The 20,680-nt window shown below is 63.8% G+C and carries 24 protein-coding genes and 2 pseudogenes; 10 read left to right on the forward strand and 16 right to left on the reverse strand.

From position 1 onward, the window contains the following. Positions 1-103: 103 nt before the first annotated feature. Positions 104-415, forward strand: a complete 312-nt coding sequence (locus B0G69_RS28145; protein WP_121323018.1) for a 2Fe-2S iron-sulfur cluster-binding protein — start codon at positions 104-106, stop codon at positions 413-415. Between the two features lie 108 nt (positions 416-523). On the opposite strand, the gene B0G69_RS28150 is transcribed toward B0G69_RS28145, so the two are convergent. The 3 genes from B0G69_RS28150 to B0G69_RS28160 form a co-directional block, all read right to left on the reverse strand. Then, complete coding sequence (locus B0G69_RS28150; protein ID WP_121323021.1) at positions 524-718, reverse strand: YqaE/Pmp3 family membrane protein; 195 nt, start codon at positions 716-718, stop codon at positions 524-526. A gap of 88 nt (positions 719-806) precedes the next feature. Then, positions 807-998 carry a DUF1653 domain-containing protein gene (locus B0G69_RS28155; protein WP_121323023.1) on the reverse strand — a complete coding sequence of 64 codons (192 nt, stop codon included), beginning with the start codon at positions 996-998 and terminating at the stop codon, positions 807-809. Positions 999-1,086: 88 nt separating this feature from the next. Further along, positions 1,087-1,731, reverse strand: a complete 645-nt coding sequence (locus tag B0G69_RS28160) for a PAS domain-containing protein (protein ID WP_121323025.1) — start codon at positions 1,729-1,731, stop codon at positions 1,087-1,089. 301 nt (positions 1,732-2,032) lie between these two features. Here B0G69_RS28160 and B0G69_RS28165 point away from each other — a divergent pair, with 301 nt between their 5' ends. The 3 genes from B0G69_RS28165 (at position 2,033) to infA (ending at position 3,508) form a co-directional block, all read left to right on the forward strand. Beyond that, positions 2,033-2,251 (forward strand): hypothetical protein, encoded by a 219-nt coding sequence (locus B0G69_RS28165; RefSeq protein WP_121323027.1) that lies wholly within the window; start codon positions 2,033-2,035, stop codon positions 2,249-2,251. A 568-nt stretch (positions 2,252-2,819) separates the two neighbouring features. Then, entirely contained in the window at positions 2,820-3,101 is a 282-nt protein-coding gene (locus tag B0G69_RS28170; RefSeq protein WP_121323029.1) for a hypothetical protein, read from the forward strand. A gap of 134 nt (positions 3,102-3,235) precedes the next feature. Beyond that, a complete protein-coding gene (gene infA / locus B0G69_RS28175) occupies positions 3,236-3,508 on the forward strand; it encodes a translation initiation factor IF-1 (protein ID WP_012427521.1) in 273 nt (90 codons plus the stop codon). Between the two features lie 368 nt (positions 3,509-3,876). Here the strand turns inward: infA and B0G69_RS28185 are convergent. Next, positions 3,877-4,194 (reverse strand): annotated as a pseudogene (locus tag B0G69_RS28185) (FCD domain-containing protein); the annotation flags it as partial. A gap of 11 nt (positions 4,195-4,205) precedes the next feature. Here B0G69_RS28185 and B0G69_RS28190 point away from each other — a divergent pair. From B0G69_RS28190 to B0G69_RS28200, 3 genes are all read left to right on the forward strand, one after another. Next, positions 4,206-4,475, forward strand: coding sequence for a hypothetical protein (locus B0G69_RS28190; protein ID WP_241991569.1), 270 nt, complete (start codon positions 4,206-4,208; stop codon positions 4,473-4,475). A gap of 270 nt (positions 4,476-4,745) precedes the next feature. Then, complete coding sequence (locus B0G69_RS28195; RefSeq protein ID WP_121323033.1) at positions 4,746-5,321, forward strand: ANTAR domain-containing protein; 576 nt, start codon at positions 4,746-4,748, stop codon at positions 5,319-5,321. A gap of 10 nt (positions 5,322-5,331) precedes the next feature. Next, positions 5,332-6,516, forward strand: coding sequence for a CmpA/NrtA family ABC transporter substrate-binding protein (locus B0G69_RS28200; protein WP_121323035.1), 1,185 nt, complete (start codon positions 5,332-5,334; stop codon positions 6,514-6,516). A 104-nt stretch (positions 6,517-6,620) separates the two neighbouring features. Here the strand turns inward: B0G69_RS28200 and rhaS are convergent, their stop codons facing one another. From rhaS to rhaM, 6 genes are all read right to left on the reverse strand, one after another. Beyond that, entirely contained in the window at positions 6,621-7,631 is a 1,011-nt protein-coding gene (gene rhaS / locus B0G69_RS28205; protein WP_121323037.1) for a rhamnose ABC transporter substrate-binding protein, read from the reverse strand. 84 nt (positions 7,632-7,715) lie between these two features. Further along, on the reverse strand, positions 7,716-8,732 hold the full coding sequence (locus tag B0G69_RS28210) for an ABC transporter permease (RefSeq protein WP_121323039.1): 1,017 nt from the start codon (positions 8,730-8,732) through the stop codon (positions 7,716-7,718). Beyond that, complete coding sequence (locus tag B0G69_RS28215; protein WP_121323042.1) at positions 8,725-9,783, reverse strand: ABC transporter permease; 1,059 nt, start codon at positions 9,781-9,783, stop codon at positions 8,725-8,727. Before B0G69_RS28215 ends, B0G69_RS28210 begins: the two co-directional genes overlap by 8 nt. Further along, a complete protein-coding gene (locus tag B0G69_RS28220; RefSeq protein ID WP_121323044.1) occupies positions 9,780-11,309 on the reverse strand; it encodes a sugar ABC transporter ATP-binding protein in 1,530 nt (509 codons plus the stop codon). Before B0G69_RS28220 ends, B0G69_RS28215 begins: the two co-directional genes overlap by 4 nt. A 62-nt stretch (positions 11,310-11,371) precedes the next feature. Then, positions 11,372-12,265 (reverse strand): amidohydrolase family protein, encoded by an 894-nt coding sequence (locus B0G69_RS28225; RefSeq protein WP_121323046.1) that lies wholly within the window; start codon positions 12,263-12,265, stop codon positions 11,372-11,374. Positions 12,266-12,328: 63 nt separating this feature from the next. After that, positions 12,329-12,652 (reverse strand): L-rhamnose mutarotase, encoded by a 324-nt coding sequence (gene rhaM, locus B0G69_RS28230; RefSeq protein ID WP_121323048.1) that lies wholly within the window; start codon positions 12,650-12,652, stop codon positions 12,329-12,331. A 130-nt stretch (positions 12,653-12,782) separates the two neighbouring features. Here rhaM and B0G69_RS28235 point away from each other — a divergent pair, with 130 nt between their 5' ends. Further along, the gene (locus B0G69_RS28235) at positions 12,783-13,790 is read left to right on the forward strand and encodes a LysR family transcriptional regulator (protein WP_121323050.1); all 1,008 of its coding nucleotides are present in this window, start codon (positions 12,783-12,785) and stop codon (positions 13,788-13,790) included. 45 nt (positions 13,791-13,835) lie between these two features. On the opposite strand, the gene B0G69_RS28240 is transcribed toward B0G69_RS28235, so the two are convergent. The 5 genes from B0G69_RS28240 to B0G69_RS28260 form a co-directional block, all read right to left on the reverse strand. Continuing rightward, on the reverse strand, positions 13,836-14,618 hold the full coding sequence (locus B0G69_RS28240; protein ID WP_121323052.1) for an SDR family NAD(P)-dependent oxidoreductase: 783 nt from the start codon (positions 14,616-14,618) through the stop codon (positions 13,836-13,838). A 90-nt stretch (positions 14,619-14,708) separates the two neighbouring features. Next, a complete protein-coding gene (gene rhmD, locus B0G69_RS28245; RefSeq protein WP_121323054.1) occupies positions 14,709-15,887 on the reverse strand; it encodes an L-rhamnonate dehydratase in 1,179 nt (392 codons plus the stop codon). Between the two features lie 255 nt (positions 15,888-16,142). Continuing rightward, positions 16,143-16,895 (reverse strand): SDR family NAD(P)-dependent oxidoreductase, encoded by a 753-nt coding sequence (locus tag B0G69_RS28250; RefSeq protein WP_121323056.1) that lies wholly within the window; start codon positions 16,893-16,895, stop codon positions 16,143-16,145. Between the two features lie 291 nt (positions 16,896-17,186). Next, on the reverse strand, positions 17,187-17,609 hold the full coding sequence (locus tag B0G69_RS28255) for a PaaI family thioesterase (protein ID WP_121323058.1): 423 nt from the start codon (positions 17,607-17,609) through the stop codon (positions 17,187-17,189). Positions 17,610-17,797: 188 nt separating this feature from the next. Beyond that, complete coding sequence (locus B0G69_RS28260) at positions 17,798-18,262, reverse strand: SRPBCC family protein (RefSeq protein ID WP_121323060.1); 465 nt, start codon at positions 18,260-18,262, stop codon at positions 17,798-17,800. Positions 18,263-18,615: 353 nt separating this feature from the next. On the opposite strand from B0G69_RS28260, the gene B0G69_RS28265 reads away from it, so the two are divergent. Next, on the forward strand, positions 18,616-19,080 hold the full coding sequence (locus B0G69_RS28265) for an Lrp/AsnC family transcriptional regulator (RefSeq protein ID WP_121323062.1): 465 nt from the start codon (positions 18,616-18,618) through the stop codon (positions 19,078-19,080). Positions 19,081-19,975: 895 nt separating this feature from the next. After that, the gene (locus B0G69_RS28275) at positions 19,976-20,449 is read left to right on the forward strand and encodes a ferritin-like domain-containing protein (protein ID WP_121323064.1); all 474 of its coding nucleotides are present in this window, start codon (positions 19,976-19,978) and stop codon (positions 20,447-20,449) included. Here the strand turns inward: B0G69_RS28275 and B0G69_RS28280 are convergent. Further along, a pseudogene (locus tag B0G69_RS28280) lies at positions 20,445-20,664 on the reverse strand (3-keto-5-aminohexanoate cleavage protein); the annotation flags it as partial. The gene B0G69_RS28275 and the pseudogene B0G69_RS28280 overlap by 5 nt on opposite strands. Positions 20,665-20,680: the final 16 nt, after the last annotated feature.

Consider the following 20,680-nt stretch of genomic DNA (forward strand, 5'->3'; position numbering starts at 1 on the left):
GAGCGGCAAATACCCAACTCGATCTGCCACAACCACGAAGCGACCAATCCTACCTGGTCCATCCCGTGTAAAGTGTCGCGCACGCAGCCACCCTCGTCACACGATGTCCGATCCAACCCGCCCGCCTCGCGTTCGCATCGAACCGCTCGGCCAGAGCTTCGAAGCGCCCGATTCGCTGACCATCCTCGAAGCCGCCGGCTTTGCGAATCTGCGTCTGCCACGCTCATGCCGTAACGGCACATGCCGGACCTGCATCTGCAGGATGACCGCCGGCCGCGTGCGCTACACGATCGAATGGCCGGGTCTGAGCCGCGAAGAAAAAGCCGAAGGCTATATCCTGCCGTGCGTGGCGATCGCGGAAACCGATGTGGTGATCGAAGCGCCGGACGCCGTCGACATGCCGTCGTCGCGATAAACCACGGCGCGGCCTCAAGCTCGCGCATCACAGCGCGGCGCGTGCGCCCTCGATCTCGGTCTTGGTGTCGGTCTCGATCCGCAGGCGCGGGCTCATCGCAAGCAGGTGTTAACCACCGTTGCCCATCGCGCGGGCGATTTTCCGGTCGGTGTTGTACTGGCTCAACGCGTACACCGACCAGATCGCGGCCGGAATCCAGCCGATCAGCGTGATCTGCAAAATCAGGCAGATGATGCCGGCAAACGGGCGGCCGATTGTGAAGAACTGCAACCACGGCAGAATGATGGCAAGCAATAAACGCATTCAGATTTCCTGTTGGGAGTACATGACGGTGCGCGTTCGTCTGAGCCCCGATGAGCCGAGGCGAGATGAACTGAACGCCCGCGCCAGATCAGATCGGTGCGAAGCGCGGCACCTTGACGCCGCCCTGCTCGATCAGTTCGAAAAACACCGAAGCGGGACGCGTCCAGATCGTACCATTGGCGGCTTTGTAGACGATCATCGTGACCTTCGGATCGGGCTCCAGTGTCGCCTCGCACACCAGTTCGTAAATTCCGCCTTTGTAGTGCCGGTAACGCACCATTGCCATCCCTCCTCGTGATTGAAAACCGCCACGGCTCAGCGTGGCGACGGGCTAACCGCCCGCAAAGGAAACTTCCTTCTTCCGGGCGTCACCCGCCCTCTTTCATCTGCTTCAGAATCTTGTAGACCGTCGCGCGCCCCATCGTCAGCACGGCGGCCACGTAGTTCGCCGAACTGCGCCCGCGGAACGCGCCCTGCGCGTGCAGCGCCTCGACGATTTCCCGCTTGTGTTCGCGCGTGAGCGCATTGATGCCGATCTGCCGTTCGCGCAGCCATGTGTGCAGATACGTGTTGATGCGGTCCTGCCAGTCGTCGCGGAACAGGTCTTCCGCGGGCGCGTCCGACAGGCTGCCGCCCTTGATGAACAGATCGAGCGTCGAGCGCACGTCCTCGAACACCGCGATATTGAAGTTGACGCACAACATGCCGGCGGGCTTGCCGTCGTCATCGAACAGGATGTTGCTCACGCAACGCATGCGCCGGCCGTCCCAGTTGAGTTTCTCGTACGGTCCGATCGTCTGCCCGCGCGCCGCGTAATGGACCTCGTCGAGCACCGACGGCCCGCCGACTTCGAGCTTCGACAGATTGTTCACGAGGTACGCGATGGTCTGATCGCACAGGTCGTGAATCACCACTTCGGCACAGGGATAGAGGAGCGCCGCGATGCCGTCGGCGATCGGAGCGTAACGCTGCAGCAGCAGGTCTTTCACAGGAGACACGTTTGTGTTGCGCATGGTAAATCGCAGTGTTCGAAGGATGCGGCGTGGTTTGCGCCAGCGCGAAGTGGTGAGAATGCGCCGATGCCGAAAACGGAGCCGGTGCGGGTAACCGTGCAGGAAGACGTTGGTCCTCGCCCGCGGCGACTCGCCATTGTAGCCACCCCGCCCCGCCCTCGCGACCGCCGCGCGGGCCGCACGGATCAAAATCCGCCACGCGCCCGCTCGAGCGTCCCACCGCGACCCGGCGATTTTTGTCCACGTGGCGGGGCGATTTTTTTCATGCGATAAGAGAGCCATTCACCTCACGGAGCTACAGATGGCCACGCTCGAAGCGTTTCGCACCGTGCTCGATGACGAAGGCACGCCCGAAATCATACGTAATCACATCATCGATTCGCTCCAATACGCGCTGCGCAATCACGGGCAAATCTTCACGTCGAAAGAGGTCGAATGGCTGGCCAGCTGGGACGACGCCCGCATCCCGCTTGCCGCCGCCCGGGAATTGCAGAAGCGCGTCGCGGAGACATCGCGCTAAAAGACCTCCGGTCTTCCGATCCGCCTCCGTTTCGGAACGCCGCCCTGCACACACGGCGCTCCGCTCATGCGCGGCGCGCCGTCGGCGCCCCACCGGATATTGCCCAAAGTCCCGCCAGACGGGCGATTTGCCCTTGCGCGGAACTTTCTGCTATCTAATTAGCCCCATTTAGGGCATCATATTGGAATAGCTGTATCCGCATTCGTAGCACCGGCAACATCAGGCAACAGCTGCAGGCAGTCTCAACCCGGCATCTCCGCACCACCCCCGACTGTTCGACCGCCGCCCGTCGGCGATCCCGTCACTCCGGCAATGCGCCGCATGCATTCGCCGTCGCGAGTTGTACAGCTGAGCGGTTCAGCTTTACGCGCCCGATGTCTGCGCGACTTCAGCGTGTTTCTTCTCCGTCGAATCCGCGATTTTGCGCGGCCGTGCTCAAGCCCTTGCCATCGGGCCTGTGCCAACTTTTTCCATGGCGGCGCGCCCCTGGGTGCAGCGCCGCCGGCCTGTCGTGCCGCGCGTAACACACGCGTGACATGTCGGCCACGTATTACAGGACACATGCTTCATGAATTCAGTTGTCAAGACGTACAAGGGTTACGAAATTCACCCGCTCGTCTATCCGCGCCGCCCGGCTCAAGGGCAGACGGGCCGCAATCCCGACGCGGGCTACGACGCGTCGGTGCGCATCTGCCGCGTGGGCGCGAACGCCGCGGCCGACGGCCGGGTGTTCCGTTTGCAGTATCTGTTTCCGTTCGACGGCACGGGCAAGGCGCGCATCGCGTGCATGGCTCACGCCGAACAACTGATCGACGGCCGTGTGGATGGCCAGTCCGTCGCCGATCTTTGAGCGGTACTATCAGCGCATAGGCTGATGCCGCAAGCGCAGCGGGCCTGAAAACCCGCTGTCAACCGTATCCAATGCTGTGCCGCCCGACTTTAGGCGACCCGGCAACCCGTTATCCCATCGACCAGGAGTTATGCATGGCGAAAGAAGAACTGCTTGAACTTGACGGTATCGTCGACGAAGTACTTCCGGACAGCCGTTACCGCGTGACGCTCGACAACGGCGTCGTGGTTGGCGCTTACGCGTCCGGACGCATGCGCAAGAACCACATCCGTATTCTTGCGGGCGACCGTGTGACGCTGGAACTGTCGGTCTACGATCTGACCAAAGGCCGGATCAATTTCCGTCACAAAGACGAGCGCGCCACCGGTGGCGGCGGCGCCCGCAATACGCAATTCCGTCGCCGTTAAAGGCTTGACGGTACGCTGACCGCGCTGGGCTCGGTCGTCATGTGATCGTTGCGATTGAGTTGTACGCGAAGCCTTTCGCGCGCCTTCTCCGGCTTGAGTCGCTGACTGGTTGATTCGAGCCTGAGCGGCGCACCTTGGCGTCGTATGAATTTGTCCGTGCTGTGCAGGCGGCCCACCGAGGGTCGTTCAGGTGGCTTGCTCACGTACGGGTCGTTCGCTCTGCAGCGCAAGCTGTGTTGCTGTGCAAGCGTGGAAAGCGCTTCGCGCAGATGCTGGCGCATGCGCCGCTGCGCAAGTTCCTTCAGCACCGCGCCCTTTCCCATCCTCAGCGGATGTTGCGCATCTCCGCGCGCCGCGCCGCTTTTTCTCTACAGCCCGAACACCGCCCCGAGATCCTCTGCGGTGGCGCTTTTGCGCACCTGCTCCACCACCCGCTCCTCCAGTTCCGAGAGATGCTCCCGCATCACCGCCAGGGCCGCGGCCAGGTCGCCGGCATCGAGCGCGTCGATAATGCGCGCGTGCTCGTCGGCGGAACAGGCCGAACCCTTCGACGGATCGAACAGCGCCTTGTACAACTCGGTCTTCGCGACCAGTTGCCCGACCAGTCCGAGCAGTTCGGTGCCGCCCGCCAGGTCCGTCAGCAGCACGTGAAACTGGCCGGCGAGGCGCACGGATTCATCGACGGCGGCCGTGGCTGATGCTGGGCTTGTCCGCGCAACTGACCGGATTGCTGGGCCTGATCGTCTGGCCCGACGCGGCGCCGCTGCTGTGGGTCGGCGTCGCGGGCGCGGGGCTCGGCGGGACCTTTTCACTGACGCTCGTCACCGCGATGGATCACTCGACCGACCATCGCGTGGCCGGCAAGCTGGTCGCGTTCACGCAAGGCGTCGGCTTTATCGTGGCGGCCATTGCGCCGGTCGTGGCCGGATTCGTGCGCGGCTGGAGCGGCGGTTTCGGTGCCGCCTAGGTCATGCTGGCCGTCTGCGTCGCGGCAATGATGGCGCTGACCGTGCTGTTTTCGCCGCGCAGCTACGGACGCTGGCGTTGACGACATGAGCGGCGCGCCGATGCGCCGCTTCGGTGCATCGGCTGCACGTGCCCCGTCGGGGTGCAGCGGGCCGGGCCGGTTCACGCGGAGACCGCCGCCAACCCCATGATTGCCTTGCAGTCACACCCGAGGGCGCCGCTTGGCATATCTGTTGCTTGAACGGTGGTCGGCCGTCGATAAACCTACCCCATGCTGCGTGTTCTCCTCGTCACCGATACCGACAAACCGATCGGCGATCTGCGCGATGCCCTCGCCCGCCTCGGCTGCGAGATGCTGGCCGGCACGGCGACACCCCAGGCGCTGCACCGCGCGGTGCAGAACGAGCGGCCCGACGTCATCATCATCGACACGGAGTCGCCGTCGCGCGACACGCTCGAACAGCTCGCGGTGATGAACGCCACCGCGCCGCGCCCGGTGCTGATGTTCAGCCACGACGCCAATCAGCAGTTGATCCGCGACGCGGTCAATGCGGGCGTCACGGCCTACCTCGTCGAAGGCCTCGCGACGGAGCGGCTCGCGCCGATCCTCGAAGTCGCCCTTGCGCGTTTCGCGCAGGAATCGCAGTTGCGCGAACGGCTCGCGCAAGTCGAGAACGAACTAGCCGAACGCAAGCTGATCGACCGCGCCAAACGCCTGCTAATGGATCAGCAGAAGATCACCGAACCTGCCGCCTACGCCTGCCTGCGCAAACGCGCGATGAACCAGGGCGTCAAACTCGCCGAAGTCGCGCGCGCTGTCGTCGCGTCGGCCGACTCGCTCAAATGAAGCGCCACTCATGACTACTCCCGCTCCCCTCGCCGCGCCGTACGCATCGTCCCCTTCGGGGCGGCTCGAAAAGACCCATTTGCGGCTCGGCTTCGTGGCGCTGTCCGACGCCGCGCCGCTCATCGCCGCGAAGCTGCTCGAGTTCGGCCACGCGCACGGCCTGACGCTCGAACTCCAGCGTCAGCCGTCATGGGCGGCCGTGCGCGACAAACTGCTGTCCGGCGATCTCGACGCGGCGCACGCGCTGTATGGGCTCGTCTACGGCGTGGAACTCGGGCTCGGTGCGCCGCACACGGAAATGGCGGTGCTGATGGTCCTCAACCGCAACGGCCAGGCCATCACGCTGTCGAACCGTCTCGCCGATGCGCTCGCCGAACACGGCACGCTGCCTCGCGCGCTGGCGGCGCTCGGCCGCAAACCGGTGTTCGCGCAGACCTTCCCGACCGGCACACACGCGATGTGGCTGTATTACTGGCTCGCGTCGCAGGGGATCGATCCGTTGCGCGACATCGAGAGCGTCGTGATTCCGCCGCCGCAAATGGTTGCGGCGCTCGCCGACGACAAGCTCGACGGCCTGTGTGTCGGCGAACCGTGGAATGCGCTGGCCGAAGCGCAACGGGTCGGCAGAACGGTGGCGTACACGAGCGAGGTGTGGCCCGATCATCCCGAGAAGGTGCTCGCGTGCCGGCGCGATTTCGTCGACACACATCCGAACGCGTCCCGCGCGCTCGTGCAGACGATGCTCGAAGCGTGCCGCTGGCTCGACGGCGCGGGGCATCGCGAGGACATCGCGCGCTGGCTGGCGCGGCCCGACTACATCGGCATCGATGAAACACGGATCGCGGCGCGGCTCGGCGCACGGGCGGGCGTCGGCGCCGGTCACTACAGCGCTTGCGTCTCGCCGCGCAATCCGCCGGTGCGATTCTTCGACGACGGCACGGTCAACTATCCGCATCCCTTCGAAGGCGCATGGTTTCTCACGCAGTTCGAACGCTGGGGGATGATCGACGCGCGCACCGATTACGCGCAGATCGCGGCGCGGATCAATCAGACGCAGTTGTATCGCGAGGCGGCCGCACGCGTGAACGTGGCGGTGCCTGATGAAGAGATGACGCGGGTGTTGATCGACGGTGAGGTGTGGGGCAGCGGCGCGACGTCGGCCGCTTACGCGCAGCGCTTTGCGATTCGCCGCTAGCCGATAAGGCGCGTGAGCGGCTCCCGTCGCCCAACGCGCCTCGCGCATCGATTCGTTACACGCGTGATGCCCCCGCAAATCGCAAGGACCTCACGCAGTCCGAACTAGAAATTGAAGTTGTCGATATTGCTCGCGTCGAACGTGGTCGGCGGTCCGAGAATGATTTCGCCTTGCGGCCCGATCGTGCGCTTGCCGAGCTTGCCCGCGTCGAACGACTCGCCCTCCTTGCCGCTGATCGCACCCGAGGACAGCGCCGCCGCAGCGTAAGCCGCCAGGTAGCCGAGCTGGTTCGGGTCCCACAGCTGGAACGCTTTCACGGTGCCGTTCTTCACGAACGCGCGCATCTGGTTCGGCGTGCCGAGACCGGTCACCGCCACCTTGCCCTTGCTCGACGACGTCGAGATATAGCGCGCGGCCGCGGCAATGCCGACTGTGGTCGGCGCGACGATCGCCTTCAGGTTCGGATACGCCTGCAACAGGCCCTGCGTTTCGACGAACGACTTCTGATCGTCGTCGTTACCGTAGGCGATTTTCACGAGCTTGATCTTCGAATACTCGGGCTTCTTCAGTTCCTCCTGCATCCACTTGATCCACGTGTTCTGGTTGGTCGCGTTCGGCGTGGCCGACAGCACCGCGAACTCGCCCTCGCCGCCCATCAGCTTCGACACCAGTTGCACCTGGCCACGGCCGATGCCTTCGGCGTTCGCCTGATTGACGAACAGTTGCCGTCCCTCGGGCGCCGTGTCCGAGTCGAAGGTCACGACCTTGATGCCTTGCCCCATCGCTTTCTTCAGATACGGCACCACCGCATTCGCGTCGTTGGCGGCGATCACGATCGCGTCCTGACGCTGCGTGATCAGCGTATTGATGTACTGCACCTGCGACGACGCGCCCGCATCCGACGGCCCCACCACCTTGCCCACGCCTTTGAACTCCTTGATCGCGGCCATGCCGCCGTCGTCGGCGATCACTTCGTACGGATTGTTGATCTGCTTCGGCACGAAGGCGATTTTCAGGCCGCTTTTCAGCTCGGCGGCCGACGCCATGCAACTGGCCGCGAGCAACGCGGCGCAGAGTGCGGCCGTGCCGGTGTGACGTAGAAGAGGTTTGAACATGAAGTGTCTCCTGCCTTGTTGTTGGACGGGGTGGTGTCCGGGTTATCAGTTGTTGAACCTGCTTTTGCCTGCGCCTTTGAAACGTTATGAAGAAGCGGCCGACTTCGCAATGAAACGCCGGTCGCGCGCGGCACGCCAGCGCGCAACCAGATTCGGGATCAGCACCGAAGCGAGCAGCAGCACACCAGTGACGATAGTCAGCGTTTCGCTGGACACGTCGTCGAGCGTCAGCGCGTTTTTCAGCACGCCGATGATCAGCAGCGACAGCAGCACCCCGATCATCGAACCGCGTCCGCCGAAGATGCTCACGCCGCCGAACAGCACCGCCGCGATCACCGACAGCTCGAAGCCTTCGCCGTTGTCGCCGCGCGCGCTGGTGAAGCGCAACGTGTAGACCACGCCCGCCAGCGCGCTCACCACGCCGGACAGCACGAACAGACGCAGGCGGATCTTCGCCACTTCGATGCCGGAGAACGCGGCGGCCGTCGGATTCGCGCCGATCGCATAGAGGCTGCGACCGAACGCGGTGGACTGCAGCAACACGGTGAACAGCACCGCGCCGACGATCACGATGACGAACGGCAACGGAATGAAACTCACCCCCACCGTGTCCATGCCGAACGCCGTATAAGCCGGCGGAAAATCCGCCACCGCCTGGTCGCCGAGCAGCACATACGCGAGGCCGCGAAACAGCGCGAGCGTACCGATGGTCACTGCGAGCGAAGGGAGATTGAGCTTGACGATCACGAGCCCGTTCAGCAGGCCGGCCAACGCGCCGGCGATCAGCACGAGTCCGATCACGACCGGCATCGGCAGGCCCATGTGCCACAGCACGCCCATCAATGCGCTCGACGCACCCAGCACCGAGGCGACCGACAGATCGATTTCGGCGGCGACGATGATGAGCGTCATCGGCAGCGCCATCAACGCGATCTCGGTCAGATCGGCCAATACGTTGCTCAGATTCGCGCCGGTGAGGAACACCGGCGACAGCCAGCGCCCGAGTCCGAGCGACAGGATCAGCACGATCACCAGCAACACTTCCCATTGCAACGGCGTTTCGCGTTTGCGCGTGAGCAGCGCGGAATCGGGTTTAGCCATGATCGCGTTTCCTCATCATGCGTTTGGCGACGGAGCGGGCCAGCAAGGTATCGACGGTGATGGCGGCGACGATCAGCGCGCCTTCGATCGCCTGCTCCCAGAACGGCGACACGTGCAGCACCACCAGCGCGATGCTGATCACGCCGAGCACGAGCGCGCCGAGCGTGGCGCCGAGTATCGTGCCGACGCCGCCCGTGATCGCGACACTGCCGACCACCGCCGCCGCGACCACCTGCAATTCGATGCCCTTCGCGGTGCTGGCGTCGACGGTGCCGAAACGGGCCAGCCACAACGCGCCCGCGAAACCGGCAATCGCGCCGGACAACAGGAAGCCCGACATCACGCGCCGCTCGACGTTCACGCCGGCCAGGCGCGCGGCCTCGGGATTCGAGCCGATCGCGTAGTGCTCCCGGCCCCCGCGAAACTGCTTCAGGTACACGGCGAGGCCGACCAGCACGACAAGCGCGATCAGCGCGAGGTTCGGAATCCCGAGCAGCGTGCCGGTCGCGAGACGCGAATACGCGTCGGGCAAACTGGTGGCGTTGATCTGGCCGCCGTGCACCCATGCGTAATCCGCGCCGCGAAAGATGTACAGCGTGGACAGCGTGGCGACCAGCGAAGGCACGCGTCCCACCGCGACCAGCAGCGCGTTGATGCCGCCCGCGACGAGCCCGATCGCGAGCCCCGCCGCCAATGCCACCAGCACCGGCATATGCGGAAACGCGACGTACAGGCTGCCGACCGCATAGGCGCTGATGCCGACGGTCGAGCCGACCGACAGATCGATATGGCGCATCAAAATCACCACGGTCATGCCGGCCGTCAGCAAGCTGATGATCGACACGTTCAGCAGCACGTCGCGCAGATTCTGCAGATTCAGGAACTGCGGCTTCGCGAGCCCGGTCCCCACGATCAGCAGAACCAGCACGACGAACAGCGTGGTCTCGCGGCTCTTCGCGAGGCTCGCGACGAAGCCGCCGGGCGTGCCCGCGGAGCGTTTGGGCAGCGGCGGCTGAACCGGCGCGGGATGAGTCGAGGAATGGCGCATCATGCGGCGGCTCCCAACGGAGGAAGCGGTTGACCGAGTGCGGCGCCCATGATGCGCTCCTCGTCGGCATCGGCGCGCGCTATATCCGCGCTGATACGTCCCTCGTGCATCACCAGCACGCGATCGGCCATGCCGAGCACTTCGGGCAACTCACTCGAAATCATCAGCACGGCCATGCCGTCGCGCACCAGCTCGGCCAGCGCGCCATATACCTCGGCTTTGGCGCCGACGTCGATGCCGCGCGTGGGTTCGTCGATGATCAGCACTTTCGGGCCGGTGGCGAGCCACTTGCCGAGCACGACCTTCTGCTGATTGCCGCCCGACAACGTGCCGACCGGCGCGTTGGGATCGCCCGCTTTCAGGCGCAGCCGCGTGCCCCACCGGTTGGCGAGGTCCGTCTCGCTGCGCGTCGAGATGAGACCGTGTTTGACGAGCCGCCCGAGCACCGTCATCGACGCATTGCGCGCGATGCTCAGTTCCAGCGCGAGGCCCTGTTGACGGCGGTCCTCCGGCACTAGCGCGAGGCCGGCGCGCACCGCTGCGGCCGGCCGGCCCGTCGCCAGGCGCTCGCCGCCGAGCCAGACTTCGCCGGAATCGAGCGGATCGATGCCGAAGATCGCCCGCGCGACTTCGCTGCGTCCCGCGCCTACGAGGCCGGCCAGCGCGACGATCTCGCCCGCGCGTACGTCGAAGGAAATGTCCTTGAAGACGCCCACGCGCGTGAGGCCACGCACCGACAGCCGAACCTCGCCGGGCGCGCAGTCGGCCTTCGGATAGAACGTCTCCAGATCGCGGCCGACCATCTTTGCCACGATCGACTCGGTGGTGAGATCGGCGGTCAGTCCGTCGAACACTTTCGCGCCGTCGCGCATGATCGTCACGCGTTGTGTCAGCGCGAATACTTCGTCGAGCCGGTGCGTGATGAACAGGATCGCGACGTCGCGCTCGCGCAGCTTGCGCACGATCGCGAAGAGCCGCTCCACTTCGGGCAGCGACAGCGCTGCCGTGGGTTCGTCCATGATCAGCACGTTGGCGTTCAGCGACAGCGCCTTGGCAATTTCGATCACCTGCTGATCGGCAATCGACAGACCACGCACCAGTTGATCCGCGCGCAGATCGACGCCGAGCGAGGCGAGCAGGCCGTCCACCTCGCGGCGCATCGCGTCGTATTGAATGCGCCCGACGCGATCGACCGGCTGCCGCCCCATGAAGATATTTTCCGCAATCGACAGATCGAAGAACAGCGTCGGTTCCTGATAGATCACCGCGAGCCCGGCGTCGCGCGCTTCGGCGGGCGTCGCGAACCGGCGCGCCGCACGGTCCACCAGCAGCTCGCCGGTATCCGGCTGATGCACGCCGGCGAGAATCTTCACGAGCGTCGACTTGCCCGCGCCGTTCTCGCCGAGCAGCGCATGCACTTCGCCCGGCCAGAGCGCGAGGTCGCCGTCGGATAGCGCACGCACGCGGCCGAATGATTTACTCGCGTGCCGCAGTTCGAGCCTCGGCACAGCGGATGTGGGTTGCTGCACTGCCTGTCTCCTTCTTTCCTTTTTCGCGTTCGGGGTGCGTCCGTGATGCGCCTGCTGCCGCATCAGATTCGATAACACCGCTCGGCATTGCGGCGAAACAACGCCTCTTTGTCCGCGACGCTCGCACCGTCGACGATCGCCGCATACGCGCGCCACAAGTCCGTATATGAGCCGAACAGCCGGTCGACCGGGAAGTTCGACGCGAACATCGCGCGCTCCACGCCGAACGTATCGATCGTTTCGAGCACGTAAGGCCGCAGGCTTTCGACGGTCCAGCGGTGATCGAACATCGCAAGCCCACTGATCTTCACCGCGACGTTGCGGCAGCCCGCGAGCAGGCGCATGCCGTCGCGCCACGCGCGATACCCGGCGACGCTGCTGCGATCCACGAACATACCGGCGTGGTTGACGATGAAGAGCGTGTCACCGTGCGCACGCGCCAGCGCAGCGGCCTCTTCCATCTGCGACGGATACAGTTGCAGATCGAACGACATGTCATACCGGCGCAGCAGCGCGAAATGTTCGCGCCACTGCGGCTCGCGCATGAAATGACGGCCGACGTAATCGAACAGCTTGTTCTCGTGCACGTTCAGGATCTGCCGGATGCCGCGCGTGTTGGCGAACGACGCGTGCGCCTCGAGCAGCGCGGGCGCATTCGGCGCGGACAGATCGACCGCCGCGACGATCGCGTTCGGCATGCCGCGCGAGTCCGCGCGATCCGCAATGGACTGCAGCCAGCGCGTCTCTTCGACCGGATCGGCGGGATCGTGATTCGCCTCGACGTGCACCAGTTTCAGTACGTCGATATCGCCCGCTTCGCCGAGCAGATCGTCGAGCAGGTAGTCATGCTTGAGCTCGCGCGCGTCGCCCACGAACGACACGCCGGGGTTCTCCAGCCACGGATAGCGATGCGTCTTCAGATCCCACAAGTGGATATGCGAATCGACAACCTGCATGCAGCACTCTCCGTCCGGTGAGGATCACTTCGAAGTCAATTAACGTGGTCGTGCGGTGAACTGTCAGCTAAGCGAATTCAAATGAAAGACCGGTTCGAGCGACTGCTGAAGCGGCGTGTGATCCGGCGCGGTCTGCATGATGTCGGCCATGTAATCCCACCATTTGCGCATCACGTCGAGTTGCGGCAGTTCGTCCATCGTGTGATTGGAGGTCCGCGTCAGTATGGCGAAAAGGTGGTTCGAGTCCGGATCGAAGAAAATCCGGTAGTCTCGCACCCCGGCGTGGTGCAATGCATCAACCAGTTCGGGCCAGATTTGCGCGTGACGCCGTTCGTACTCCTCGCGCATGCCGGGGTTGAGCACCATGCGGAAAGCGATTGTTTCCATTGCGGCCTGTCTCCCGTCGTATTGGGGCGCTTTCCGGAGAAGCGTCTGATGCGACTATAATTCCTGCGTCGATAGCAACTCAATCCGTAGTTGGGATTGGGCGATCCACAAACCGAATCGCACCCCCACCATGAGCCAATATTCAGCTGCCGTCGCACTCGTCAACCGGCTCAAGTTCAAGCACCTCGCGTTGCTCGTCGCACTCGACGACACGCGCAATCTCCATCAGGCCGCCGAGGCCGTCAACGTTGCGCAACCGAGCGCGAGCCGCATGCTCGGCGACATCGAAGAAGCGTTCGGCTTCCTGCTGTTCGAGCGCAACGCGCGCGGCATGACACCCACGCCGCTCGGCGTCGTCACGCTCGCTTACGCGCGGCGCGCGCTCGCCGAATTGACCCGCTTCGCCGAAGACCTCGACGTCAAGCGCCGCGGCGGTCATGGGCAATTGACCGTCGGCGCGATCATGGGCGCCGCGCCCGATCTGCTGGCGATGTCGGTGGCCGCGCTGAAAACCGAAAGCCCTTTGCTCAACGTGCGCATTCTCGGCGAAACCAGCGACCAGGTCGTGCAATTGCTGCATCGCCGCGAAGTGGATCTCGCGCTTGGCCGCCTGACCAGTCCGCTGCAGCACAACGACTTCAGTTTCGAACCGCTCGCGCGCGAGACTTTGCTGCTGGTCGTGCGTTCGGTGCATCCGCTCGCGCAGCGCACGCGCATTACGTTGTCCGAACTGGTGGACTGGCCGTGGGTCGCACAACCCGTCACCAGCCCGGCGCGCGTGCTGTTCGAGGAAGAACTCGCGCGTGCGGGACTCGCCACGCCGGTCAACCTGACTGAATGCGCGTCGATCTTCGCCACGCTGCAACTGCTCGAGAACTACGACGCGGTCGCGATGCTGCCGGAGTCGGTCGTGCGTGATCATGTGCGCGGCAAGCTGCTGGTCGCATTGCCGCTCGAAATCGGCAAGAGTCTTGCCGGATTCGGCATTCTCACGCGCAAGGGGGAAGCGCTCGCCGAACCGGCGCTGCGTTTCATCGACCTGTTGCGCGGCTTCTCGCGCACGCTCGCTCGCGACGGCGACGATCTCGCCGCGCTGTCCGCGCCGGACTCGCTGATCGCGCCTGACCCGGTGCATTGAAATCGGCATCGCGCGCAGTATTGGCACGTTCGCACGTTCCGCGCGTTACTGCAGATTGACGAACAGGCCGCCGTCGACCAGCAACGCGGCGCCCGTCACATAACGCGCGCGATCCGACGCGAGAAACACCACGCACTCGGCGACATCGTCCGGACGTCCCAGGCGGCCAAGCGGAATGCGCTTTTCGAAGTACGCTTTCTTCGCTTCATTGGCGAGGTCTTCCGCATTGAGGTCGGTCGCGATGGTGCCCGGCATCACCGAATTACAGCGAATACCGTACGGCCCCAACGCGACCGCGCACGATTGCATCAGAGAATGCACGCCCGCCTTGGTCGGCGTGTAATGCGTCTGCATGCCGCCGCCCACCAACGCGCTGATCGAACTCGTCGCGACAATCGCGCCACCCGTGCCCTGCTTTTTCATCTGTTGCGCGGCGGCTTGCGTGACGTAAAACGCGCCGTTCAGATTGACCGCTACCGTCGATTCCAGCACGTCCGGCGGCATGTCGAGAAACGCATGGAACGGGCAGATGCCCGCATTGCTCGCGAGCACGTCGACCTTGCCGAATGCTTCGACGGTTTGGCGCACGAGTTGCTGGCCCGTGTCGCGCGCGGCGACGTTACCCTCGACCGCAATCACGCGCCGCCCCAACGCCTCTATTTCTTCGACCACCTCCGCGACGGCGGAGCGGCGTCCATAGGATGCGTCGTTATCGCCCCAGTAGTTGATCGCCACGTCCGCGCCTTCGGCGGCGCACGCGACGGCGATTGCGCGGCCGATGCCACGCGAGCCGCCGGTGACGATCACGACCTTATCCTTGAGCAGCACGTCATTCTCCTTTGCCTGGTCATCGAAACTGCAAGCGTCGACGTGCGGCCGACGCTCACTCCGTGCGCATTCAACGCGCCTGAACGTGCTTCAACGTGGATAAGGCCGCACCAGCGCGCATTCGGGATTCAATCTCACGCCGAAGCCCGGCGTGTCCGGCACCTTCATCCGGCCATTCACGGGCACCGGCTCGTCGAGCAGAAGCGGCGTGAACATCGGCACGACTTCGTCGGCCTTCGGCGCCATCATCAGAAACTCGGCGAACGGCGAGTTGTGCCGTGTGACGACGAAGTGATAGCTGTACACCGACGAACCGTGCGGCACCACCATCACATTGTGCGCATCAGCGAGCGCGGAAATCTTGATCAACTCGGTGATGCCGCCGCACCAGCCGACATCCGGCTGGATCAGATCGCAGCACTCCATCTCCAGCAGCATGCGGAAACCCCAGCGCGTCGCCTCGTGCTCGCCGGTCGACACCATCATGCCGCGTGGCACGTTGCGGCGCAGTTCGGCGTAACCCCAGTAGTCGTCGGGCGGCAGACATTCCTCGATCCATTTCAGGCCGTATTCGTGCGCGCCTTGCGCGAGCCGCGTCGCGTAGCGCACGTCGAGGCTCATCCAGCAGTCGTACATCAGCCAGAAATCGTCGCCGACGCGGCTGCGCATGTCGGCGAGCTTCTCCAGATTCTGTTTGAGGCCGGCTTCGCCTTCGGCAGGACCGTGCTGCAAAGGCAGCTTGCCGCCGATGAAACCCATCTCCTTCGCGAGATCGGGTCGCGCGCCGGTCGCGTAGAACACCAGCTCGTCGCGCACCGGTCCGCCCAATAACTGGTACACCGGCTCCTTGCGCACTTTTGCGAGCAGATCCCACAACGCGAGATCGACACCCGAAATCGTATTCAGGACCACGCCTTTGCGGCCGTAGTACAGCGTCGAGAAATACATCTGATCCCACATTTTCTCGATGTCGGTAACGAGCTGCCCTTCGAGAAAACGCGCGAGATGCTTTTCGACGATGAACGCGCCGATCTCGCCGCCCGTCGTCACCGCGAAGCCGACCGTGCCGTCGCTCGCTTCGATCTCTACGACCAGCGTGCCGAGGACGTTGATCCCGAACGACTGGCGGCTCTCGCGATACTCGGGATAGCGCGCCATCGGCGTGGCGATGTGATCGTCGATCCAGTGTCCGCCGGGCTGATCGTGATAGTCCGCACCGCCGCCGCGAACGATGAAGGCACGCACGTGCCGGATAGTAGGCATGGCCATGAAAGGAGCTCCGTTATCGATGCGTCGAACGTACTGTCGACAATGCGCCTAGCAGGCGCGATGCAGTAAGTTGCGGGAAGGCGTGTTGGGGTGAGCATGATGGCGGCGCATTGCGCCGCCATCACTCGCCTGACGTGAAACGGGCGCGTGGGGGTCCATGTCGTCTCCTTCGTGGAGCGCGCGCGGCGGCTCCGCGTGTCTGTCCCGTTCTGAAAGCGGCTGCGGCGCCGACGTTCGGGTGCGCGCTATGAGCGCTCAGTACGTGGCGCGTCCGCCTGACAGGTCGAACACCGAGCCCGTGCTGAACGCGCAATCCTCCGAGGACAGCCACAGAATCAGCGACGCAGCCTCTTCAGGCAACAGGAAGCGGTTCATCGGAATCTTCGAGAGCATGTAGTCGATGTGCTGTTGCGACATCGAGTCGAAGATTTCGGTTTTGGCCGCGGCCGGCGTGACCGCGTTGACGAGAATGTTTCTGGTTGCCAGCTCTTTGCCGAGCGACTTGGTCAAACCGATCAGCCCGGCTTTCGACGCGCTGTAGTGCGAAGCGTTCGGATTGCCCTCCTTGCCCGCCACGGACGCAATATTGACGATGCGCCCGTAGCCTTGCTTGAGCATCTGCGGCACCACTGCACGGCAGGTCAGATAAGGGCCGATCAGATTCACGTCGATCACGCGGCGCCAGACGTCGGGCTCCAGTTCCCACGTCGCACCGTTGCCGCCGGTGATGCCGGCGCAGTTGATCAGCACGTCGATCGCGCCGTGCCCGGCGACGGTCTGCTCGACGGCCTGCGCGACGGCGGCTTCCTGAGTCAGATCGACCGTGACCGCGCTGACTTTGCCCAGCTCGCTCAGTTCGCGCTGGCTGCGCGCGAGGCGCTCGGCGTCGACGTCCCACAACGCGACTGACGCACCAGAGTTCAGCGCCCGCTGCGCGACCGCGTAGCCGATGCCGCGCGCGCCGCCCGTGATGGCGACAACGCGCCCCTTCAGATCGATTTTATTCATCGCTGTGCTCCTGTGGGCCGCCCCGGCGGGCGTGCCTGTAAGTTGTTGTATCGCTGCTATCCGTGCTGATAGTTCAGCAATATACGAGCGGTGCGATGCGTCAACAATTCGAGTATTGGAGGGGGCGATAACAAAAGTGGATCGGAGGCGAGATTGGCGCTTGGGCACGCGGGGGTGTTGGTTCCTCAGCCTCCAAAGTACAGCGGCTGTCAATCGGCTACATCGCTTGGCTGGAGATCGGCCACACCTGCCGTTATAAAACTTGGCGGTTCAGTGGCGGTGTCAATCGCGCTATCGACGGATATTCGCGATCGTTGCCTGCATGATCGCAATCACCTTATGCTCGTCGCCCACTCCGGAGAACACCCGGACTTCACCTGTGCAGACGGTAAGGGTCTTGCCTGCATTCTGTACCCGTCCGATAGCCAGAAAGCGCTCACCAACAGCTGGCCGCAAGAGATTAATTTTGAACTCGGCTGTCACCACGTCAAAATCAGGCGCTAGCTTCGTCAGCGCTGCATATCCGCATGCGCTGTCTAGAATGCTCGTCGTAGCGCCCGCATGGAGATAGCCGTGCTGCTGAGATAGATGACTAGAAAAAGGCAAGCCGATCTGCACCTCCCCATCTTTAACGAGGAGAAGCTGTGCGCCAAGTGTCAGCATCAACCCCTGCGCGTTGAAGCTGTTTGCAATTCGCGTGTGAAGATCGGCCATTGTCGTCGGTAAAAGGTGGTTCGGTGAACGGCGATACAGCGGCGCGTAAATCGTATCGAGTCCTGCTGAAGGCCCGGCTACTGGCAGCAAGTCCGCAATCCGCAGATTTGACCGGCACCTCGCGCAATCGGCGGTGGATGTCGGTGTCGCCGAAGCTGCGAAGCCGCCGCAGCCGCGGGCCGAGCGACTCAGCAGATTGAAGCTGCCAGCAGCAACTCGCGACAAGCCGCGATCTTACGTGCCCAGTCGTCAATCATTGCAGCGAAGCGCTCGCCTTCGAAATCTTGAAGCGCCTGTTCGCCCGCAGCGTTGAGCGCCGTGAGCTCGTAGCTCACGCATACTTCGGTGCGCGCCTCGTCGAGTGCGACACAACGCACCTCGACAAGACTGGTGCGCGAGGCCGGCGTGCAACGCAAATAGCGCGATCGGTGTGCCTGACGGTCGAAGTCCGCGAGGGTCCAGATGGTCAGTTCATCGCCCTGACCGGTGGTGAACACCATGCCGGACTCCGTGCGGCCGTCGCGGGGGTAGACATAGGTTGGCTTCCAGCCGTCAACCCACAGCTCCTCGCCGGCCGGCGTGAAGAACATGAAGGCATGGTCGACCCCGGCGTCGACCATGATCCGGTGGCTGGCGTGCAATCGGTGCGCCATGGGTGAATCCTCGTTAGTCATATGATCAGGTGGCCAAGCTGCTATCGCCCGAGTCCAACCAGCAACGCCGGCTGAGCACAGGTTGACGGCGCGTTGCCAACGTTCGTCGAAACGGTCGCGCAACCGGCTCACACCGGTAGCCAGCATTAACCACGAGAGCGCCGATCCCACGTGTACGCCGGCCACCATCACCCAGGGCGACAACGACGGCGCGCGATTGGCCAACAGGACGGGGGTGGGTTGGCAAGATCGGTTCCGTGTCGGGAATTATCCGGCGGCATTGAAGGATTGCACAGAGCGAAACGCCAAGCGAAAATCGATTTAATCTCCGATTTTTCAGGTAAAAGCGCGTCATGACCGAAACACTCCAACTCGACGCCAAAGCTTGGGCGCTGTTGATGGCGCTGCAGGAAGATGGCCGCGCGCCACTGAAGACCTTGGCCCTTGCCGCCGGGTTGTCGGTGCCTGCCACGGTGGAGCGGCTCAAGCGCCTGAAGGACGCCGGCGTGGTGCGGTCGGTGAGCGCCGAACTCGATCCGGTGCGGGCCGGCTACCTCGTGCGCGCCATTGTCGGCATCACCGTGCAGCAGTTCGGGAAGAATGCCTTTCTCGACAAGCTGCGCTGCGCGCCCGAGGTGCTGGAATGCCATCACGTGGCCGGCGCCGATTCCTACATCGTGACCGTGGTGTGCCCCAGCCTCGAACAACTCGAGCATTTTCTCGCCACCATCAATCGCTATGGCGAGACGCGCACCTCGATCGTCTTCTCCACGCCCATTCCGCGTCGCGGCCTGGTGGCGCCGGGCGCGTCACGCTGAGCCGTCAACGGTTCCTCGACAGGGTTGTCCGGAGTCATCGGTCTGCGTGACGCCAATCGCCCTGGATGCGGTGACAGGGCTAACGCAACCGGGTCTCGAGTTGCTCGGCGACGGGCCTGCTCGGCGGATACAGCGGCGGCAAGACAGAAACCGACGGCCCGTTTGCATCGATCCGTGTGATGTGCAGCGGGGCAATCATTTTGCCCCGCTCACGCGCCGGCTCCAAACGCTTGGGAAGGGGCGACCCTCGTTACGCAGATTGGGAACCATCCGACGGGTAGCTGGCAAGCAATGCAGAGCAGCGCTCCCGCAGGAAGGCAGTCAACTCGTTAATCGCGGGCGTCAGCTGCGCACGGTGGGCGCAAACGACGTGCAACGGCGAAGGTTGCAATTCTCCGAGGAATTGCGCGCGCAGCCGATATTTGGAACTGGAACGGCCGCACGTTTCCTGGTCGGCCGCCGTCGGCTTTGGCCGAACTGCCGAGCACCTTAACCTCTCGTTAGACCGTCGAAGCCCCATGCATTCGAATCGAGACAATGCATCCGACTGGCCCCGCCCCGCCCGTTTCGTTGCCGCAGGGCGATTGCGGCGATAACGACGTTGTCCGGCCCTGGGCGCGTCGCGGCCGGCTTCGGCATCTGAAATCCGGCCTCGACGGTCGCGCGAGCGACAGCGTTGATTAGGCAATTTGCCACCGAACTAAGCCGCGTCCACCTGTAACAGCTGTACTTTTTCTCTGGCTGCCGCTCGACGCAAACGCATACGTTCGAACTGGCGCCTTGCGAGATCGCCTGGCGGGACTACATTTAATCAATATCCGTCAAGCTCATATGGCGCGATACGGCGGCGAATCGCGAAACGTGTCTGCCGCGCTGACATGAAAGGAGATATCAAATGGCGGAGATAGACAAGGAAGACGTCGTTGCAGTGCTCAACCGGATTCTCGAATCCGAGTTGGCCGGCATCGTTCGGTATACGCACTACTCGTTTCTTGTATTCGGATTCGGACGCATCCCGATCAGATCCTGGCTGCGCGAGCAGGCCGACGAATCGCTATTACACGCCCAGCAGGTCGGAGAGTGGATCACCACACTGGGCGCCTATCCGTCGCTTGCGATCGGTCCCCTTCTCGACTCGCACACATTCGATATCGCGTCGATCCTCCGCGAATCGCTGCAAGCCGAGAACGTGGCGCTCGCGCTCTATCGCGAACTGCTCGCGCTCGTCGAGGACCGTTCCGTTGCGCTCGAGGAGTTCGCCCGTCAGATGATTCATGTCGAAGAGATGCACGCGGGCGAAGTCGACAAAATGCTGCGCCGCCCCGGAGAAATGACGACGTCGGCTGAACGTCTGACGAGCCCACCCTGATCAACCCCTGGAGAGCGGCGGAACTCGACCGGTCGGAACTGGAGTTCTCATGCTCGTCACGCACGTGCAGATCAACGGGCGATGCGCCGGCTTCGTACGCTTGGTGCGTGCTTTCATTCAATCTGCTCGGAGATCGTGGTCGGCACAGCCGGGTTGTCCTTCTTGCGCGGAACTGCGCCAATGATGGCAACGGAGATGACACACGGTTCGCTCATGGCTGGCGCTCCAGCT

This window comes from Paraburkholderia sp. RAU2J (assembly GCF_003634845.1).
GTDB lineage: Bacteria > Pseudomonadota > Gammaproteobacteria > Burkholderiales > Burkholderiaceae > Paraburkholderia > Paraburkholderia fynbosensis.

Excerpts from the sequence above, each read along its gene's own strand:
- B0G69_RS28145 (WP_121323018.1), top strand. The coding sequence starts at position 104 with ATGTCCGATCCAACCCGCCCGCCTCGCGTTCGCATCGAACCGCTCGGC.
- B0G69_RS28150 (WP_121323021.1), bottom strand. The coding sequence starts at position 718 with ATGCGTTTATTGCTTGCCATCATTCTGCCGTGGTTGCAGTTCTTCACA.
- B0G69_RS28155 (WP_121323023.1), bottom strand. The coding sequence starts at position 998 with ATGGTGCGTTACCGGCACTACAAAGGCGGAATTTACGAACTGGTGTGC.
- B0G69_RS28160 (WP_121323025.1), bottom strand. The coding sequence starts at position 1,731 with ATGCGCAACACAAACGTGTCTCCTGTGAAAGACCTGCTGCTGCAGCGT.
- B0G69_RS28165 (WP_121323027.1), top strand. The coding sequence starts at position 2,033 with ATGGCCACGCTCGAAGCGTTTCGCACCGTGCTCGATGACGAAGGCACG.
- B0G69_RS28170 (WP_121323029.1), top strand. The coding sequence starts at position 2,820 with ATGAATTCAGTTGTCAAGACGTACAAGGGTTACGAAATTCACCCGCTC.
- infA (WP_012427521.1), top strand. The coding sequence starts at position 3,236 with ATGGCGAAAGAAGAACTGCTTGAACTTGACGGTATCGTCGACGAAGTA.
- B0G69_RS28190 (WP_241991569.1), top strand. The coding sequence starts at position 4,206 with ATGCTGGGCTTGTCCGCGCAACTGACCGGATTGCTGGGCCTGATCGTC.
- B0G69_RS28195 (WP_121323033.1), top strand. The coding sequence starts at position 4,746 with ATGCTGCGTGTTCTCCTCGTCACCGATACCGACAAACCGATCGGCGAT.
- B0G69_RS28200 (WP_121323035.1), top strand. The coding sequence starts at position 5,332 with ATGACTACTCCCGCTCCCCTCGCCGCGCCGTACGCATCGTCCCCTTCG.
- rhaS (WP_121323037.1), bottom strand. The coding sequence starts at position 7,631 with ATGTTCAAACCTCTTCTACGTCACACCGGCACGGCCGCACTCTGCGCC.
- B0G69_RS28210 (WP_121323039.1), bottom strand. The coding sequence starts at position 8,732 with ATGGCTAAACCCGATTCCGCGCTGCTCACGCGCAAACGCGAAACGCCG.
- B0G69_RS28215 (WP_121323042.1), bottom strand. The coding sequence starts at position 9,783 with ATGATGCGCCATTCCTCGACTCATCCCGCGCCGGTTCAGCCGCCGCTG.
- B0G69_RS28225 (WP_121323046.1), bottom strand. The coding sequence starts at position 12,265 with ATGCAGGTTGTCGATTCGCATATCCACTTGTGGGATCTGAAGACGCAT.
- rhaM (WP_121323048.1), bottom strand. The coding sequence starts at position 12,652 with ATGGAAACAATCGCTTTCCGCATGGTGCTCAACCCCGGCATGCGCGAG.
- B0G69_RS28235 (WP_121323050.1), top strand. The coding sequence starts at position 12,783 with ATGAGCCAATATTCAGCTGCCGTCGCACTCGTCAACCGGCTCAAGTTC.
- rhmD (WP_121323054.1), bottom strand. The coding sequence starts at position 15,887 with ATGGCCATGCCTACTATCCGGCACGTGCGTGCCTTCATCGTTCGCGGC.
- B0G69_RS28250 (WP_121323056.1), bottom strand. The coding sequence starts at position 16,895 with ATGAATAAAATCGATCTGAAGGGGCGCGTTGTCGCCATCACGGGCGGC.
- B0G69_RS28255 (WP_121323058.1), bottom strand. The coding sequence starts at position 17,609 with ATGGCCGATCTTCACACGCGAATTGCAAACAGCTTCAACGCGCAGGGG.
- B0G69_RS28260 (WP_121323060.1), bottom strand. The coding sequence starts at position 18,262 with ATGGCGCACCGATTGCACGCCAGCCACCGGATCATGGTCGACGCCGGG.
- B0G69_RS28265 (WP_121323062.1), top strand. The coding sequence starts at position 18,616 with ATGACCGAAACACTCCAACTCGACGCCAAAGCTTGGGCGCTGTTGATG.
- B0G69_RS28275 (WP_121323064.1), top strand. The coding sequence starts at position 19,976 with ATGGCGGAGATAGACAAGGAAGACGTCGTTGCAGTGCTCAACCGGATT.